This is a genomic window from Lutibacter sp. (assembly GCF_030692605.1).
Classification (GTDB): Bacteria; Bacteroidota; Bacteroidia; order Flavobacteriales; family Flavobacteriaceae; genus Lutibacter.
The window spans coordinates 1-16,986 of sequence record NZ_JAUYUD010000119.1; the positions used below are offsets into that span (position 1 = coordinate 1).

The following is a 16,986-nucleotide window of genomic DNA, read 5'->3' on the forward strand; positions in this document are numbered from 1 at the left end:
TTTCACATAATAGATATTTAGAAAAAATGGAAGATAGATTAACGAAATTCAATGAATTAATGAATACATTCAAGTCTGAAAACCAATTAGGGAAAAATCTATCCAATTTAATTGTAAATATTTAATAGACTTTATATAATGATGCTTGAAACGATTATCAAGCTGTTTATTATGCAAATTGCTTATGCTACAGAAGAAGAAACAGATCCAAGAAGTTGCTTCTCGGAACAAGAAATCGAATGCTTAGAAATTCAAATCAAACAATTAGAAGGAAAAACCGAAAAATTGAAAAACCCATATAAATCGTCTGATTTAAAACGATATATATGGGTTATTGCCAGATTAGGCGGTTGGAAGGGGTATCTTTCTGAAAGAAAACCCGGCATAACAACCTTTTGGATTGGTCTTCAAAAATTTACAGCAATTATGCAAGGTTGGATACTCTTTAAAGATGTGTCCAGACGGTAGCGCCAATGGCGTGGTTTTTTTTAAATAAAATCAATCTAATTACTCCATTTTATTCTCTAATAATTTAAAAAACTGGTCTAATTTAGGCATTAAAACAATTCTAGTTCTTCTATTTTTAGATCTACCTTCAACAGTTTCATTAGTAGCAAGAGGCTTGTATTCACCCCTTCCTGCAGCAACTAAACGTGCTGGAGCAATTTTGAAATCGTCTTGTAAAACTCTAACAACAGATGTTGAACGTTTAACACTTAAATCCCAATTGTCTTTCATGTCTACAGTACTAATTGGATTATTGTCTGTATAACCTTCAACCATAACTTCTAAATCTGGTTGTGCAGCAATTACATCAGCAACTTTTTTAAGAACTCTTTTCGCTTCCGAAGAAATTACGTGACTTCCACTTTTAAATAATAGTCTGTCTGCAATATTAATAAACACAACTGTTTTTTCAACACTCACTTCAATGTCTTCATCGTTAAATCCATCTTTTAACACTTTTTTCAATTGGAAACCAAGCGCTAAATTAATAGAATCCTTTTTATTCATTGCTTTTTGGATGTGTTTAATGTACTCATCCTTTTTACTCATTTGAGCTAACGTTTCTTTAATATTATCTGAAGCAGATCTTGATAGAACCGTTAAATTATCAACGTATTCTAATGTTTTAGATTTATCCTTTTTTAAATCCTCAACTTGTTGAGTTAAAGAAGCTATACGCCCTTCATTCTCAATTTTACATTTCATTAAATCAGCTTTAGCATCTACTAACTCTTGATTTTTTTTGCTAAAATTTCCTTCCAATTCTGTATATTTCTTCTTAGAAACACAAGAACTTAATACTACCGAGGCAGTAATCATCAATACAATGAGTTTTTTCATAATTTAATTGTTATTTATACGCACAAAAATAACTATTGAGTAAGCACGTTGTTAGTAATATAGTTAATTTTAAGAATAATTTATGAGTTTTAATATTTCTTATATTTACCGTATAATAATCTTAATAACTTAGAACTACAAAAGTATGAAAATAATAGGATATTTTATAATCTTTCTTTTAGCAATCTCCTGTAAATCAGATAAAAGTAATTTAAACGTTATAGAAGGTGCCGCCATTGGCACAACCTACTCAATTAAATACATTTCAAACGACACTATTAACTTTACTTATAAAATAGATAGTATTGTAATGGCAGTTAACAAATCACTTTCAACCTATATTCCAACATCAGATATTTCTAAAATAAATGATGGCGATACCTCCATAGTAGTTGATCATCTATTTGTGGCTGTTTTTAATAAATCGAAGAAAATATTTGATGAAACTTCGGGGGAATTTGATCCAACTGTCGGAATTCTAGTAAACGCTTGGGGATTTGGTCCAGAAAATGAAATTCCAAATTTAGAAGATACCAAAGTGAAGGAATTAATGCAATTTGTTGGTTATAACAAGGTTCAACTAATAAATGGAAAAATTTATAAAGAATCTCCTCAAATTTATTTCGATTTCAACGCCATTGCAAAAGGGTATTTAGTCGATTTAGTTGGTGAACTTCTTGAAAAACATACTATCTCAAATTATTTGGTTGAAATTGGCGGTGAAATTCGTGCACGAGGAACTAATCAAAATGGTGAGGCGTGGAGAATTGCTATTGAAGATCCAAATACAGATGGATCAAGATCTTTTGCTACAACACTACAGCTTAAAAATGAAGCTATGGCAACATCTGGTAATTACCGCAAATTTAAAATTGCTGAAGATGGAAAAAAATATGTGCATACCATAAATGCACTCACAGGTTTTGCAACAGAGAGCAATTTATTAAGTGCCTCTGTAATTACACTTGATGAATGCGCTTTTGCAGATGGTTATGCAACTGCCTTTATGGCAATGGGACTTGAAAAAACAAAAACATTTTTAGAATTGCACCCAGAAATAAAGGTGTATTTGATTTATAGTAATTCTAAAGGAGAAATTGAAACTTTTAAAACAGGAAATTTTAATAATTAATTATTTGGTACAAAACGGTATTATTTCTCCTTTAACCAAACAATATTTTTCTATTTCATTTGTAGAAAGTGTTGCAGAGTAGTTTACCTCTTCAACAATAAAACCAACCGAACGAAGTCGTTCAAAATAATCCTTCCCATAAATTCGAACATGGTCGTATTGCCCAAAATGTTTGGCACGTTCATTTGAAGAAGTTATAGAAAAATCTTCGTAGGTATTTTCTAAAGATAAATCTTGAGGGATTTGAAAAATTCCCATTCCTCCAGGTTTCAGAACTCTGTATAATTCCGACATTGCTTTTGCGTCATCATTAATATGTTCTAAAACATGGTTGCAAAAAATTACATCAAACTCGTTTTCTTTAAACGGTAAATTACATATATCTGCTTTTACATCTGCTAATGGTGAATATAAATCGGCTGTAACATATTTTAAGTTTTTTTGCTTTCGAAATAAGTCTAAAAAACACTGTTCAGGTGCCATATGTAACACGTTTTTGGGTGCAGTAAAAAAATCAGTTTTGTTTTTTAAAAACAACCATAACAATCGGTGACGTTCTAAAGAAAAAGTACCAGGAGCCAATACATTTGACCTTTGATTTTGGTAACCATACGGTAAAAATTTGCTGTAACTTTTCCCATCTATTGGATCTGTAAAAGCTTTTCCTTTTAAAACCCATGCGATTAATGGTCGAATCCAAAAACTAACTTTTAAAAGTATTGGCCTTGGTATGGTGTTTAAAATAAATTTAAATAAGTTCTTCAAAAAGGTAAAATTTAGGCTTTATTTATAATCTTCTCTAACTGGGCAAAATGTATCTGTCAATTTACAATTGGTGATTGCTTTACCACTATGTATAATATTGGGAAGAATATGAGCAATCATTCCTTCTTCTAGTAAAAATGATTCTCCATTGATTGTCATTTCTAAAATCCCTTCAACAACTTGTGTAGTTTGTTCGTGAAAATGTTCATGTTCTGGTAATATAGACCCTTTTTTAATTTCCCAAAAAGCAATTGTATATGATTCAGTATGAAAAAACCTTCCATTAAAACCATCAAATAGTTCCTTTTGAGGAATATCAGTTATTAATTTTTTCATAATCATTACAACTTAAATTTATCTTCCTCATTACTAACAATACCCAATGCTTCATTAATATATTGAAAGGTGGATAAAAGCACTGGTTTTCCATTAATAATAGCCACATTATGTTCAAAATGAGCACTAGGTTTTCCGTCTTTTGTTAAAATAGTCCAACCATCTTCTAATTGTACAATGCTATGTGTTCCCATATTTACCATTGGTTCAATAGCTACTACCATACCGTCCACAAATTTTTTACCCCTGCCTCTTTTTCCATAATTTGGCATTTCGGGATCTTCATGCATTTTTTTCCCAAGTCCGTGACCTACAAGTTCTCTTACTATTCCATACCCATGTTTTTCACAATAATCTTGAATTGCAAAACCAACATCCCCAACTCTATTTCCAACCTTTAATTCTTTTATACCTTCATATAAGCTTTGTTTGGTAACATCAAGCAACTTTTTTGTTTCTTCTTTTACATTTCCAACCTCAAAAGTATAGGCGTGATCTCCATAAAATCCATTTTTCAAAACTCCACAATCTATTGAAATTATATCTCCATCTAGTAGCGGCTTTTTATTAGGAATACCATGTACAATTTGAGCATTTGGGCTCATACACAATGTATTTGGAAAATCATATAAACCTAAAAACCCAGGTATTCCATTATGGTCTCTAATAAAAGTTTCTGCTAATTTATCTAAATACAGGGTTGTAACTCCTGGTTTAACTTCTCTAGCCAACATCCCTAATGTTTTAGAAACAATTAAGGCACTTTCCCTTATTAATTCAATTTCTTCAAGCGTTTTAATTACAATCATGCGCAAAAATTATTTGTGCAAAGGTACTTTAAAAAAGAGAAAAATTCAAAATGATAAAAAGTTACAAAAACCATAATAAAAAGTATAAAAAAATGATTTTAAACAGGTTTTTAAAGTTTTTTTACCCGTAAATTTACATATAATTTATTAATCACTAATTATGTACAAGTCAATATCCGCCGAGGAAGCGGTAAAAGTAATAAAATCGAATGATAGAATTTATGTTCAAGCGGCTGCAGCAGCACCGACAGAATTATTAATAGCAATGACCGCAAGACATGAAGAACTTAGAAATGTTGAAGTATGTCATTTACATACTGAAGGCCCAGCTCCATATGCCGATCCTATCTATAAAGATAGTTTTCATGTAAACTCTTTTTTTATTGGAGCAAATGTTAGACATACTTTAAAGGCCGGAAATGGTTCTTATACTCCTGTATTTTTAAGTGAAGTGCCATTATTATTTAAACGAAATATATTGCCTGTAGATGTCGCCTTAATCCAAGTTTCTACGCCTGACAGACACGGATATTGCTCTTTAGGAGTTTCTGTGGAAGCTTCTTTAGCTGCAATTGCAAATGCTAAACATGTGATTGCATTAATAAATTATCAAATGCCACGTGTACATGGAGAAGGAATTATTCATATTTCAGAATTGAACACTTTTGTTGAAGTTAACAGACCTATTCCTGAAGGACACATGGAACCTCCCACTGAAATAGAAAATAAAATAGGAGATTTTATTGCTGGATTAATTGAAGATAGAAGTACCTTACAAATGGGTATTGGATCTATTCCAAATGCGGTTTTATCTCGCTTAGGAAATCACAAAGATTTAGGGTTACATACCGAAATGTTCTCTGATGGGGTTATCGATTTAATTTTGAAAGATGTTATAAATGGTAATTATAAAGGTGTTGGTCCAGGAAGAGCATTAACTACTTTTTTAATGGGGTCTAAACGTTTGTATGATTATGTAGACGACAATCCATTTGTTGAAATGAGATCTTGCGATTATGTGAACGATGTAAGTAATATTAGCAAAAATCCAAGAATGGTTGCTATAAATTCTGCAATTCAGGTCGATTTATCAGGGCAAGTTTGTGCTGATTCTATAGGAACAAGAATGTACTCTGGTGTTGGCGGTCAAATGGACTTTATTAGAGGTGCATCTTTAAGTGAAGGTGGAAAAGCCATTATTGCCATTCCTTCTACAACGGCAAAAGGAATAAGTAGAATTGTGCCATTTTTAAATACTGGAGCAGGAGTTGTAACTACAAGAGCTCACGTACACTATATTGTAACTGAATATGGCGTTGCAAATTTATTTGGAAAAACCATTAAACAACGTGTTAATGCATTAGCTAAAATTGCACATCCAGATCATAGTGAAGCTATTGTTAAGGAATACTTTGACACAACAAGAAATTAAGAATTTGATTAACTTATTTAGGAGTATTGATTGAACTTCTAAAGAAAAAAATGGGGCATTTGCCTCATTTTTTTTAAAAATCAAAATACCAATTAAAAACATCTGTTTTTAATCCGAAAGTAAGCCAAGTGCTATTTCTTTTATCAAAAGTTGAAGTTGAACTATCTGGTGTAAAATTTCTTACTGTAAGTCCACCAAATAATTTTAAATTAGTTGTAGGGTTTACAAGATAACCTAGCTGAAAATCACCTACAAAAATGCTAGTTTTATTTCCTTGTCCTATTTCATTCCCATATTCAGCCCATCTTTCATCATTATCTCTATACACATTTCCTCCGTAACTAAAAGTGTCTGTTGTATTGAAATCAAATCCTTTTTCACCTAAAACCAATTTCGCATTTGCGAACCATCTGTCTTTTGTATAATTAACAATGGCAATTGCTTCTCTAAAGTTTGAACCCCATAAATGCGCTAATGGCTGGTTGTTATGTCCAAAATTATAATTCAACTCGTCATGTGAATATGTAAATGGCCTAACTGCATTAAACTCCGCTTGTAATGTTAAATTTTCAATATTAAAGGCATTGTGATATTTTAAACCAAACTGAATCCCGTTTTTATTTCCCCACCAACCTTCGTCACTTCCAATTTCTGAAACCCTAAACTCGTCGATTAAAATTTGCGAATACAACGAAATGTTTTTCATTTTATATTTTAAACTCAATCCTAATAATGAATTTCCTGCTCGCGAACCTGTTGAAAACTCAACGGCAGTATAAAAAATTAACGGATTTAAATAATTTACATCGAATCCTCTATTATTAACATCGTCCCAAACAACAGCTTCAAATAATCCTACATTCAGTTTTTTGGTAACATTTAAACTTAAATAATGAATGGCCATAAATTTTTGTTTATAAGCTCCATCTTCTGTTAATTCTGGTCTAACATCTTGCATAGTCATCCATAAATTGGTGTACTTAATTTTCCAAAATGAAGTGTTCATTTTAAAATAAGGATATTGTGACGCAACATCAGATAAAAATAACGAACGATAACCGTCGCCTATAAAGTTTTTTCCATGTCCAAATTGAAAGTTGAAAAACTTATTTGGAGTATAGGAAATATAGCCATCTGCCACTGGATAATCAAATGCATCTGATTTAAACTCTTTGGCAATTCCTCTGCCAGGTATTATTGCCGGATTACCTCCATCGGGCTTTAAGGATCTAGCATAATCATTAAAATATCCTGCAAAACGACCTTGACTTTCATAAAAGCTAGCGGAAAAACTTAATCTGCTTCCTAAACCTCCTTGAAAAATTACAGCTCGTGTATTATTAAAGGTTTTTAAGTCTTCACTATCTTTTCCTATTTGAATATCTACTGCAGGGTCAAGGGTAAACCAGTAATCTTTTCCTTGCACATTAACCATGTGCTCATTGAAGAGTTTTTTGCCAAACCAAGATGATTTAGGAATATGAAGTTTGCCTTTTTCGGCATCTAAATCTACATACTTACTAACTTCTGAAAATAAATAAGGCTTCATTGAAGTATGGGTATTTTCAGCGCTATTCAAGTTTTTTTCAATTGAATTATAATACAAATGGGTAAAAGGAATATTCAGTTCACTTTTATGCTCAGGATACAACGTGTTTTTTGAAACAACATTAACAAAATCTTCCTTAATTTCAATAGGTTTTAACGTTTCTTTCTTAACAATAGATTCTTCAAATGTAGATGAAATTGGAATCTTTAATGGAAATACAAATTGCATTTCAATTGCATGATTATTATAACTAGCAGGTGTAACTTGAGGCAATGCATTAAATACTCTCTCTATTTCACTTTTTAGTACTTTATAGGGCGAATTAACATAAATCACCTTAAATTTTCCATCATTGCTAACGGTTAAAACAACATTTGTAGTTCCTTCAAATTTTTCTTGAACCAGTTGTACTGGGATTTTAAATTCTTCAAAAAACTTTGAATTTAGCTTTGCTTTAAAACAACTAGGAAGTTCTTCAATTGTAAATGATTCACATTCCTTAAAAATAGGAAATTTTTCAATTTGAGCAAAACCTGAAATTGTGGCTAGTGCAAGAAAAAAACTTAAAACTACTTTCTTCATTTCAATTTATTAAGATGTTTTTTTAACGCAATTATGTGCTATTTTGTATTTTTCTTTGCTTTCTGAACAAATTGCAATCCCCTTTTCATCGAAATTTAATCGATGTCCAAATTCACTTATCCAACCAATTTGTTTTGAAGGATTCCCAACCACTAAAGCATAAGGTAAAACTTCTTTTGTAACCACTGCCCCTGCGCCAATAAAGGCATATTCACCAATATTATTACCACAAACAATGGTTGCATTAGCACCAATACTTGCGCCTTTTTTCACGACCGTTTTTAAATATTCATCTTTTCTAATAATTGCACTTCTAGGATTTATAACATTGGTAAAAACCATTGACGGTCCTAAAAAAACATCATCTTCACAAATAACACCGGTATATATTGAAACATTGTTTTGCACTTTTACATTTTTACCCAAAATAACTTGGGGAGAAATCACCACATTCTGACCAATATTACAATTTTCTCCAATTTTTGAATTTGACATAATATGACTAAAATGCCAAATTTTGGTTCCTTTTCCAATAGCACAACCTTCATCTATAAAGGCTGATTCATGTGCAAAATAATTTTTATTATTCATTCCGTAAAAATAAAGTTACTATGTAAACAACGACTTCTTTTTCAAAAAAGTGCATTTATTAAAATAATAATTACACTTCTGTCGGGTGCCAAGTTGTTTTTAATTCTTGCATTTTTTCAATAAAATATGGCGATTCACTGTTACTACTAGTCCAATCTCCTTTTTTATAAAAAATGGTTCTTTTTAGATTGTTACTAGCCAATTCGTTTATATTTTTAATTTGGTTTTCATCCTTTCCACAATATATAATTGCATTTACGTCCATATGTGATGCCATATGACTCAGTAACTCTTCTTTTTTACCCGTTAAGATATTTACTACACCCCCAGGAACATCAGAAGAATTCAACACTTCAGCAAATGAAATAGCTGTTAACGGTTTGGTTTCTGATGCTAAAACAATAACTGTATTTCCTCCTACAATAGCAGGAGCAATTAAAGATACTATACCTAATAAACTCTGATTTTCAGGGGCAATTATAGAAACTACTCCAACAGGCTCTACATTTGAAAAATTAAAATGAGAACTCGCAACAGGATTAACAGAACTAAATATTTGTTGGTATTTATCACTCCACCCTGCGTAATAAACTAACCTATCAATAGCACAATTCACTTCCAATTCAGCATTTTTATTGGTTTCGCCTTGTACCATTAATTCTGCAACAAATTGTTCTTTTCTTCCTTCCAGCATTTCTGCAATTCGGTATAAAACCTGACCTTTATTTAAAGCTGTTGCATTTGCCCAAGAACCCTGAGCTTTTCTAGCAATTACAACTGCATTCCTAAAATCTTTTCTTGAAGATAAACACATATTCGCAATTAAATTTCCTTTGTTATTAGTAACAGCATAATACCTGCCCGATTCAGTTCTTGGAAATTTACCACCAATATATAATTTGTATGTTTTTTGTATATCTAATCTGCTCATAATTTTTAATTAAAAATAATTATTCAAATTTCAAATAGGGTTTCAGTCCATGCAAACCCCCTTCTCTTCCAAAACCACTTTCTTTATAACCTCCAAATGGTGATGCCGGATCAAATTTGTTAAACGTATTTGCCCAAATTACACCTGCTTCTAATTTTTGTGTTAAATGAAATATTTTTGCTCCATTTTGAGTCCACACACCAGCCGATAATCCATAAGGAGTATTGTTCGCTTTTTCAATAACTTCATCAATTGTTCTAAATGTTTGAATTGCTAATACCGGACCAAATATTTCTTCTTGAACAATTCTATGTGATTGTGATACATTTATAAACAATGTTGGAGCGCACCAGTTTCCTTCTTTTGGAAGCTTACATTTAGGTTGATAAATTTCTCCACCTTCGTTAATCCCAATTTTGATATAATTTTCAATAGTTTGCAACTGTTTTTTGGAATTTATAGCTCCAATATCTGTATTCTTATCTAATGGATTCCCAACAATTAAAGTTTCCATTCTGTTTTTTAATTTTTGAATTACCAAATCGGCAACCGACTCCTGAACAAATAAACGTGAACCTGCACAACATACATGACCTTGATTAAAGAAAATAGCATTTACAATACCTTCAACTGCTTGATCTATGGCTGCATCTTCAAATATGATATTAGCTCCTTTTCCTCCTAATTCTAATGTTAATTTCTTATTTGTTCCTGCAATTGCTTTTTGAATGTATTTCCCAACTCCCGTTGAACCTGTAAATGCAATTTTATTGATGTCTGGGTGGTTCACAATACTCGCACCTGTTTCTCCTGCTCCGGTAACAATGTTCACTACTCCTTTCGGCAATCCACTTTCCTGGATAATTTCCGCTAATTTTAATGCAGTTAAAGGGGTCGTTTCAGCAGGTTTTAACACCACCGTATTTCCCGTTGCTAAAGCTGGTGCTATTTTCCAAGCAGCCATTAATAATGGAAAATTCCAAGGGATTATTTGTCCTGCAACACCTAAAGGTTTTGGAGTTCTATTAGGGAAAGCATATTCTAATTTATCGGCCCAACCAGCATAATAAAAAAAGTGATTTGCAGCTAAAGGAATATCAATATCTCTAGATTCTCTTATTGGTTTTCCGCCATCTAAACTTTCAATAACTGCAAATTCACGGGCGCGCTCCTGAATTAAACGAGCTATTCTAAATATATACTTCCCACGTTCCTTGCCTGATAATTTAGACCAACTTCCAAAAGCTTTTCTAGCTGCTTTTACAGCAACATCAACATCTTCAGTTGTTGCTTCCGCAACACTTGCTATTACTTTGTTTGTAGCCGGATTTATAGTGTCGAAATAATTTCCTTTTATAGGTTTGGTAAATTTTCCATCTATGAACAATTCATATATTTTTTTAATTTGAATATGATCTGTACTTTCTGGTGCTTCATCGTACGTCCAGGCAGCTTTAAATATATTAGTATCTTGTTTATTCATAATTAATCTTTTGAAAAATAATTAATTGATTGGTAAATACCTGTTTCGGCTTTGACTAACTGCATTAAAATATCATTTGTCAAACTACTTGCGCCAAATCTAAAATATTTTTTATTCATCCATTTCTCACCTAAAACTTCATTGAGCATTACCAAATATTGTAAGGCAATTTTTGAAGTGGAAATTCCTCCAGCCGGTTTCATCCCAATCATTTTTCCTGTTTTAAGATAATAATCTTTAATGGCATCAAACATCACATAAGTAACTGGTAATGTTGCTGCAGGTTGAATTTTACCTGTTGAAGTTTTTATAAAATCTGCACCGGCATACATCGCAATTTCACTTGCTTTTCTAACATTATCAAGTGTTTCTAACTCTCCAGTTTCTAAAATCACTTTTAAATGTGCTTTTCCGCAAGCTTCCTTAATTGCAGCTATTTCATCGAAAACAAATTGGTAATTTCCTGCTAAAAACTCTCCTCGTGAAATAACCATATCAATTTCATCTGCTCCTTGGTCAACAGCAAATTTTGTGTCGCTTAATTTTACTTCTAACGTTGATTGACCACTTGGAAAAGCTGTAGCAACTGAAGCCACTTGAATATCACTACCTTCCAATGCTTTTTTTGCTATTCCAACATAAGAAGGATATACACAAATTGCAGCAACAGTAGGGATGTTTTTCAACGAATCATGTGGATGCATTGCTTTATAACAAAGTTGTTGAACTTTACCTTTAGTGTCTTTGCCTTCAAGAGTTGTAAGGTCAATCATGCTTAAAGCCATTTTTAAACCTTCATTTTTTGAAGAGGCTTTAATACTACGAGTACAAAATCTGGCAATACGTTCATTCACCCCGGTGGTGTCATAAACTGGTAGATTATTTAAATTTGGAAACATTTATTTTGTTTATATTTTCAAAAATACAAATTAAAATACTTTTTTAAGTAAGGAAATTTGTCGATTTTAATGATTGCAAATTTAAACAAATAAACTAATCGACTCGAACTATTGAACTTTAAAAACAATTGGTAATCCATAATTTACATTTACTGGTTTCCCTCTTTGTTTTCCAGGTGTCATTTTTGGTATAAGGTTTATAACTCTAATTGCTTCTTCTTGTAATTGCTTATGAGGGGCTCTTGCTTGTATATCTGTGACTTCACCAAATTTATTCACTTTAAATGTTACATATATTTTTTGAATGCTGCCCGATGCTAACCCTAAATCTGATGCTAATCCAGAATTAAATTTTTCAGAAACAAATTTTGAAATTTGTTTAGAGAAACACGCTCTTAATTCATCATTATTTCCAAAACAACCAGGGTAAACTGGCACATTTTCGATAACCATAAATGGCACATCCTCAACAACAACTTCCTCTTCGACAACCGCACTTAATTGTTTTTTAATATCTGAAATCACTACTGCTTGATACTGATCGGACTCAGTTGATTCTAAAATAAATTCTTTAATTTCAATTGCATCTTCCACTTTTATAATTCTGTCGGGAACAACAGCTACGGCAGGTGTTTTGATTTCAGGCTCAACAATTTTTATTTCAATTGTTTTATTGGTGTCATCTTTAGAAACAACAGTCCCAATAAGTTCTTTAAATTCACTTGGGTATGATTTCATTTTCATAAATTCATACACAACAAACAACGAAAAGACAAAACCTAATTGCAAAAAAATTAAACTATAATTTTCAAGCATAGCATTGGGATATTTTTTAATTTGCATGACAACTTATTTTAAGTTAAACATCAAACCGGCACTTTAGAAAAATTTATTACTTATATTGTGGTAAGAATTGCAATGGTGTAACTGCAATCTTGCAACATATCCATCACCTTAAATTTACGGAATATCTGATTAATTCACAACCTTTTAACATAAATTTAAAAATATTTTTTTTGTCTTTCTCCAGTTCTAAAATAGGACTAAAATTATTTTTTTTAATTTATATCTAAATCACTTTTAAACTTTGAAGTACTTTTGTTAAATGATACTAACAGACACCCACACTCATTTATATAGTGAGCAATTTAAAGCTGATCGGAACGAAATAATCCAAAGAGCCTTTGACGCAGGTGTTTCTCGATTTTTTATTCCAGCAATTGATTCTACTTATTTTGATGCTATGTTAGATTTAGAAAAAGCATTTCCAACTAATGTCTTTTTAATGATGGGATTGCACCCAACGCACGTTCAAGATAATTTTGAAGAAGAATTAGCCTTTGTAAAAAAACAATTAGATGAACGGAATTTTTATGCTGTAGGTGAAATCGGAATTGATTTGTATTGGGATAAAAGCACGCTAAAAAATCAACAAATAGCGTTTGAAACACAAATTAAATGGGCTAAAGAAAAAAAACTCCCTATCGTTATTCATTGCAGAGATTCTTTTGATGAAATATTTGAAATCTTAGAAGAAGAAAAAGGGGATGATTTATTTGGAATTTTTCATTGTTTTACAGGATCAAAAGAACAGGCTCTTAGAGCAATTTCTTATAATATGAAGTTAGGTATTGGAGGTGTTGTTACATTTAAAAATGGAAGAATTGATCAATTTCTTAATGAAATTCCGTTATCAAATTTGGTGTTAGAAACAGACGCTCCCTATTTAGCCCCTAATCCCTTTCGAGGAAAAAGAAACGAAAGTTCCTATTTGATTCATGTTGCTACTAAATTAGCTTCCATTTATAACACAAACGTTGAAGAAATTGCAGCAATAACAACTCAAAACTCAAAAGAAGTTTTTGGAATTTAATGGATTGTAAAATTATAAAAGAAACCAATATTTATTTTGGAATGTATTCCCGTAAAATAATTTTTATTTACTAAAATAACCACTATTTTATATTTACTTTTGATAAAACAAAACTTGATTATGAAAAAAATTTTATTTATTACTTTTATTATCCTCTGCCTAAAGGTCAACGCACAGGAAACAAACTCTCCTAATAATAATGAACTCAAAATAAATATGTCAAATTTAATTGGCTTTAAATGGGTTGATTTCAGTTATGAAAATCTGTTAAATGAAGAATCTTCTATTGGTGTTGGACTTCTGTTTTCATTAGATTCGGATATTGGTAGTATTGACGAGTATAGAAATTTTTCTTTAACTCCTTATTACCGATTCTTTTTTTCTAACAAATACGCTCAAGGCTTTTTTGTAGAGGCCTTTGGGATGTTGCATACCGGGAAAAATGATTTTTATTATGATGATGACTTTAACAGCACCCGAGTAGATGAAAAATATACTGATTTTGCAGCAGGGATTTCTGTTGGTGCAAAATTTGTGACTAAAAGAGGTTTTGTTGCAGAAATTTATGCTGGTATCGGTAGGGATTTATTGGGGCAAAGTGAAATAGAAGTTGTTGGTAGAGGTGGTGTTTCTATTGGCAAAAGGTTTTAAACAATAATTGATATAACAATAAAAGGACGATTTAACTTAATTAAATCGTCCTTTTAAATTATAATTTAGAGTTTTAGCAACCAATTTCTAATATCTACTTCCTTTGCAATAATCGATCTAAGATCTTCTATTTTAACGCGTTGCTGTTCCATAGAATCTCTAAATCTAATAGTTACCGATTTATCTACCAACGTTTCGTGATCAACCGTAATACAAAGTGGAGTTCCTACAGCATCTTGTCTTCTATAACGTCTACCAACCGCATCTTTTTCATCATATACTACATTAAAATCCCATTTTAATTCATCTACAATTTCTTTTGCAATTTCTGGTAACCCATCCTTTTTAACAAGTGGTAAAACAGCTGCTTTGGTTGGTGCCAACACTGCTGGCAATTTTAAAACTGTTCGAGTGGTTCCATTCTCCAATTCTTCTTCAACCAAAGAATTTGAAAAAACTGCTAAAAACATTCTGTCTAAACCAATACTTGTTTCAACCACGAAAGGCACATAATGTTCGTTAATTTCAGGGTCAAAATAATTTAATTTTTTACCCGAAAATTTTTCGTGACTTTTTAAATCAAAATCAGTTCTAGAATGAATTCCTTCCAATTCTTTAAATCCAAACGGAAATTTAAATTCAATATCAGCAGCAGCATCAGCATAATGTGCTAATTTTTCATGGTCATGAAAACGATAATTTTCTGCTCCCATCCCCAAAGAAAGATGCCAGTTCAAACGTGTTTTTTTCCACGATTCATACCATTCTTTTTGAGTTCCAGGCCTTACAAAAAATTGCATTTCCATTTGTTCAAACTCGCGCATTCTAAAAATAAATTGCCTTGCAACAATTTCATTTCTAAATGCTTTTCCTGTTTGGGCTATACCAAAAGGAATTTTCATTCTTCCTGATTTTTGAACATTTGAAAAGTTTACAAATATACCTTGTGCAGTTTCTGGACGTAAATATAAGTCCATCGCATTTTCAGCAGAGGCACCTAATTTTGTTCCAAACATTAAATTAAATTGTTTTACTTCTGTCCAATTTTTCGAACCGGAAATCGGACAAACAATTTCTAATTCTTCTATCAATGCTTTTACATCTGCTAAATCTTCTTTTTCTAAAGATTTTGCCATTCTGTGTAAAATTGCTGCACCTTTTTGATTGTATTCTAAAACACGTGGATTGGTAGTTAAAAATTGCTCTTTATCAAACGAATCTCCAAACCTTTTAGCCGCTTTTTCAACTTCCTTTTCTACTTTGGCTTCTAATTTTGCAACATGTTCTTCTATTAACACATCGGCTCTATAGCGTTTTTTTGAATCTTTATTATCTATTAAAGGATCGTTAAAGGCATCTACATGCCCTGAAGCTTTCCACGTAGTTGGATGCATTAAAATTGCAGCATCTAAACCAACTATGTTTTCGTTCATTTGTACCATTGAACGCCACCAATAATCTCTAATATTCTTTTTTAATTCTACTCCGTTTTGCGCATAGTCGTATACTGCGCTTAAACCATCGTAAATTTCACTAGATTGAAATACAAAACCGTATTCTTTTGCATGTGAAACTACTTTTTTAAATTGATCTTCTTGATTTGCCATGGTGCAAAAATAGTAAAGGTTTTAATTTTAAAAAATAAAAAAGTGGAAATAGCTTTCAACTATTTCCACTTTAAAGTTTATTGATCTTTTGTTAAATTTTTTATTTCAAAATAATTTGTGTTGTTCCTGCCAATCTTTTCTCAACAAAAACATTAACCACATACAGTCCAGCATTAAGAGACCCTTCTGCAACTTCTACTAAAGAAATAACGTCTATGGCTTCATTTAAATAATTTACTGAGGTTTTATCACTATAACCAACAGTTTTAGAATCAAATAATGAAATTTCTCCTTTATTTGCAATTGTTTTTCCAGAAGCATCAACTACTTGAATGTAAATTTGACGCTCACCTTTCTCAGATATTTCATTTTTTGAAACCGTGAAATTAATTCTAAAAGCATCTGCACTTTTAGCTCTAGAAGTTTCGACCATTTTACCACTACTACGTTCTTTCATTGCCAACACCTTAACAGTATTAACTTTGATAATTGAACCAATTGCTACCTTTTCAGAAAGCCCTTGATTTTGAACGGTTAAATTTTCATTTTTAGAAACTTCTTTCGAAATTTTAACATTTGCACTATCTAAATTTGTGGTTAATGTTTTATTTTTTTGCGTTAAATTTTCAGTTTCTGCAACTAAATTTTTATTAGTTAACTCCATTTGAGCTAACTGCTTTCTAAACTTACTGATTAAACCAGAATTAATTGATTTTAAACCTCTTACAGAATCTCTTAATGCAATAATTTTATCTCTTTCAATTGCTAACTCACCAGACATTGATGTTTTTAGTGCAATTGCTTCTTCATATCTCACAATCATACTATCCAAATTTTGCTCAATTTCTAGCTTTTCATTTTGTATAGTTGTTGTTTCTTCTTTATGTTCGCTACTAGAATAAAAAGTATACCCTAATGCCCCAGCTAATAACACAGCTAAACCTATAATTATTGCTTTGCTATTTGATTGTTTATTTTGTTCCATGATTATTTAATTAA

The 16,986-nt window shown here is 31.5% G+C and carries 17 protein-coding genes; 5 read left to right on the forward strand and 12 right to left on the reverse strand.

Annotated features, from left to right (window positions below; genetic code table 11):
• Window positions 1-138: 138 nt before the first annotated feature.
• Window positions 139-468, forward strand: coding sequence for a hypothetical protein (locus Q8S45_RS12960; protein WP_305605667.1), 330 nt, complete (start codon window positions 139-141; stop codon window positions 466-468).
• A gap of 39 nt (window positions 469-507) precedes the next feature.
• Here the strand turns inward: Q8S45_RS12960 and Q8S45_RS12965 are convergent, their stop codons facing one another.
• Window positions 508-1,347, reverse strand: coding sequence for an OmpA family protein (locus tag Q8S45_RS12965; RefSeq protein ID WP_305605670.1), 840 nt, complete (start codon window positions 1,345-1,347; stop codon window positions 508-510).
• A gap of 145 nt (window positions 1,348-1,492) precedes the next feature.
• On the opposite strand from Q8S45_RS12965, the gene Q8S45_RS12970 reads away from it, so the two are divergent.
• Entirely contained in the window at window positions 1,493-2,479 is a 987-nt protein-coding gene (locus Q8S45_RS12970) for an FAD:protein FMN transferase (protein WP_305605673.1), read from the forward strand.
• Here Q8S45_RS12970 and Q8S45_RS12975 read toward each other — a convergent pair whose 3' ends face one another.
• From Q8S45_RS12975 to map, 3 genes are read right to left on the reverse strand one after another with little or no spacing between them, the layout of a single operon-like run.
• Window positions 2,480-3,244 carry a class I SAM-dependent methyltransferase gene (locus tag Q8S45_RS12975; protein ID WP_305605676.1) on the reverse strand — a complete coding sequence of 255 codons (765 nt, stop codon included), beginning with the start codon at window positions 3,242-3,244 and terminating at the stop codon, window positions 2,480-2,482. It abuts the gene before it with no gap.
• A gap of 18 nt (window positions 3,245-3,262) precedes the next feature.
• Window positions 3,263-3,580: a cupin domain-containing protein gene (locus tag Q8S45_RS12980; protein ID WP_305605678.1), complete on the reverse strand. Its 318-nt coding sequence runs from the start codon at window positions 3,578-3,580 to the stop codon at window positions 3,263-3,265.
• Window positions 3,581-3,585: 5 nt separating this feature from the next.
• Complete coding sequence (map, locus tag Q8S45_RS12985) at window positions 3,586-4,389, reverse strand: type I methionyl aminopeptidase (RefSeq protein ID WP_305605681.1); 804 nt, start codon at window positions 4,387-4,389, stop codon at window positions 3,586-3,588.
• A gap of 160 nt (window positions 4,390-4,549) precedes the next feature.
• On the opposite strand from map, the gene Q8S45_RS12990 reads away from it, so the two are divergent.
• Complete coding sequence (locus Q8S45_RS12990) at window positions 4,550-5,821, forward strand: acetyl-CoA hydrolase/transferase family protein (RefSeq protein WP_305605684.1); 1,272 nt, start codon at window positions 4,550-4,552, stop codon at window positions 5,819-5,821.
• A 73-nt stretch (window positions 5,822-5,894) separates the two neighbouring features.
• On the opposite strand, the gene Q8S45_RS12995 is transcribed toward Q8S45_RS12990, so the two are convergent.
• From Q8S45_RS12995 to Q8S45_RS13020, 6 genes are all read right to left on the reverse strand, one after another.
• Window positions 5,895-7,952 carry a gliding motility protein RemB gene (locus Q8S45_RS12995; protein ID WP_305605686.1) on the reverse strand — a complete coding sequence of 686 codons (2,058 nt, stop codon included), beginning with the start codon at window positions 7,950-7,952 and terminating at the stop codon, window positions 5,895-5,897.
• Window positions 7,953-7,961: 9 nt separating this feature from the next.
• Window positions 7,962-8,543, reverse strand: coding sequence for an acyltransferase (locus tag Q8S45_RS13000; RefSeq protein WP_305605688.1), 582 nt, complete (start codon window positions 8,541-8,543; stop codon window positions 7,962-7,964).
• A gap of 70 nt (window positions 8,544-8,613) precedes the next feature.
• Window positions 8,614-9,474: an aldehyde dehydrogenase family protein gene (locus tag Q8S45_RS13005; protein WP_305605691.1), complete on the reverse strand. Its 861-nt coding sequence runs from the start codon at window positions 9,472-9,474 to the stop codon at window positions 8,614-8,616.
• A 19-nt stretch (window positions 9,475-9,493) separates the two neighbouring features.
• Complete coding sequence (locus Q8S45_RS13010; protein WP_305605693.1) at window positions 9,494-10,957, reverse strand: aldehyde dehydrogenase family protein; 1,464 nt, start codon at window positions 10,955-10,957, stop codon at window positions 9,494-9,496.
• A 2-nt stretch (window positions 10,958-10,959) separates the two neighbouring features.
• A complete protein-coding gene (deoC, locus tag Q8S45_RS13015) occupies window positions 10,960-11,856 on the reverse strand; it encodes a deoxyribose-phosphate aldolase (RefSeq protein WP_305605695.1) in 897 nt (298 codons plus the stop codon).
• A gap of 108 nt (window positions 11,857-11,964) precedes the next feature.
• A complete protein-coding gene (locus tag Q8S45_RS13020; protein WP_305605698.1) occupies window positions 11,965-12,699 on the reverse strand; it encodes an energy transducer TonB in 735 nt (244 codons plus the stop codon).
• 262 nt (window positions 12,700-12,961) lie between these two features.
• On the opposite strand from Q8S45_RS13020, the gene Q8S45_RS13025 reads away from it, so the two are divergent.
• Window positions 12,962-13,729 carry a TatD family hydrolase gene (locus Q8S45_RS13025; protein WP_305605701.1) on the forward strand — a complete coding sequence of 256 codons (768 nt, stop codon included), beginning with the start codon at window positions 12,962-12,964 and terminating at the stop codon, window positions 13,727-13,729.
• 216 nt (window positions 13,730-13,945) lie between these two features.
• Entirely contained in the window at window positions 13,946-14,380 is a 435-nt protein-coding gene (locus Q8S45_RS13030; RefSeq protein WP_305605703.1) for a DUF3575 domain-containing protein, read from the forward strand.
• A 65-nt stretch (window positions 14,381-14,445) separates the two neighbouring features.
• Here the strand turns inward: Q8S45_RS13030 and Q8S45_RS13035 are convergent, their stop codons facing one another.
• Together Q8S45_RS13035 and Q8S45_RS13040 are read right to left on the reverse strand one after the other, a co-directional pair.
• A complete protein-coding gene (locus Q8S45_RS13035; protein ID WP_305605706.1) occupies window positions 14,446-15,987 on the reverse strand; it encodes a glycine--tRNA ligase in 1,542 nt (513 codons plus the stop codon).
• 100 nt (window positions 15,988-16,087) lie between these two features.
• On the reverse strand, window positions 16,088-16,972 hold the full coding sequence (locus Q8S45_RS13040; protein ID WP_305605714.1) for a hypothetical protein: 885 nt from the start codon (window positions 16,970-16,972) through the stop codon (window positions 16,088-16,090).
• Window positions 16,973-16,986 lie beyond the last annotated feature (14 nt).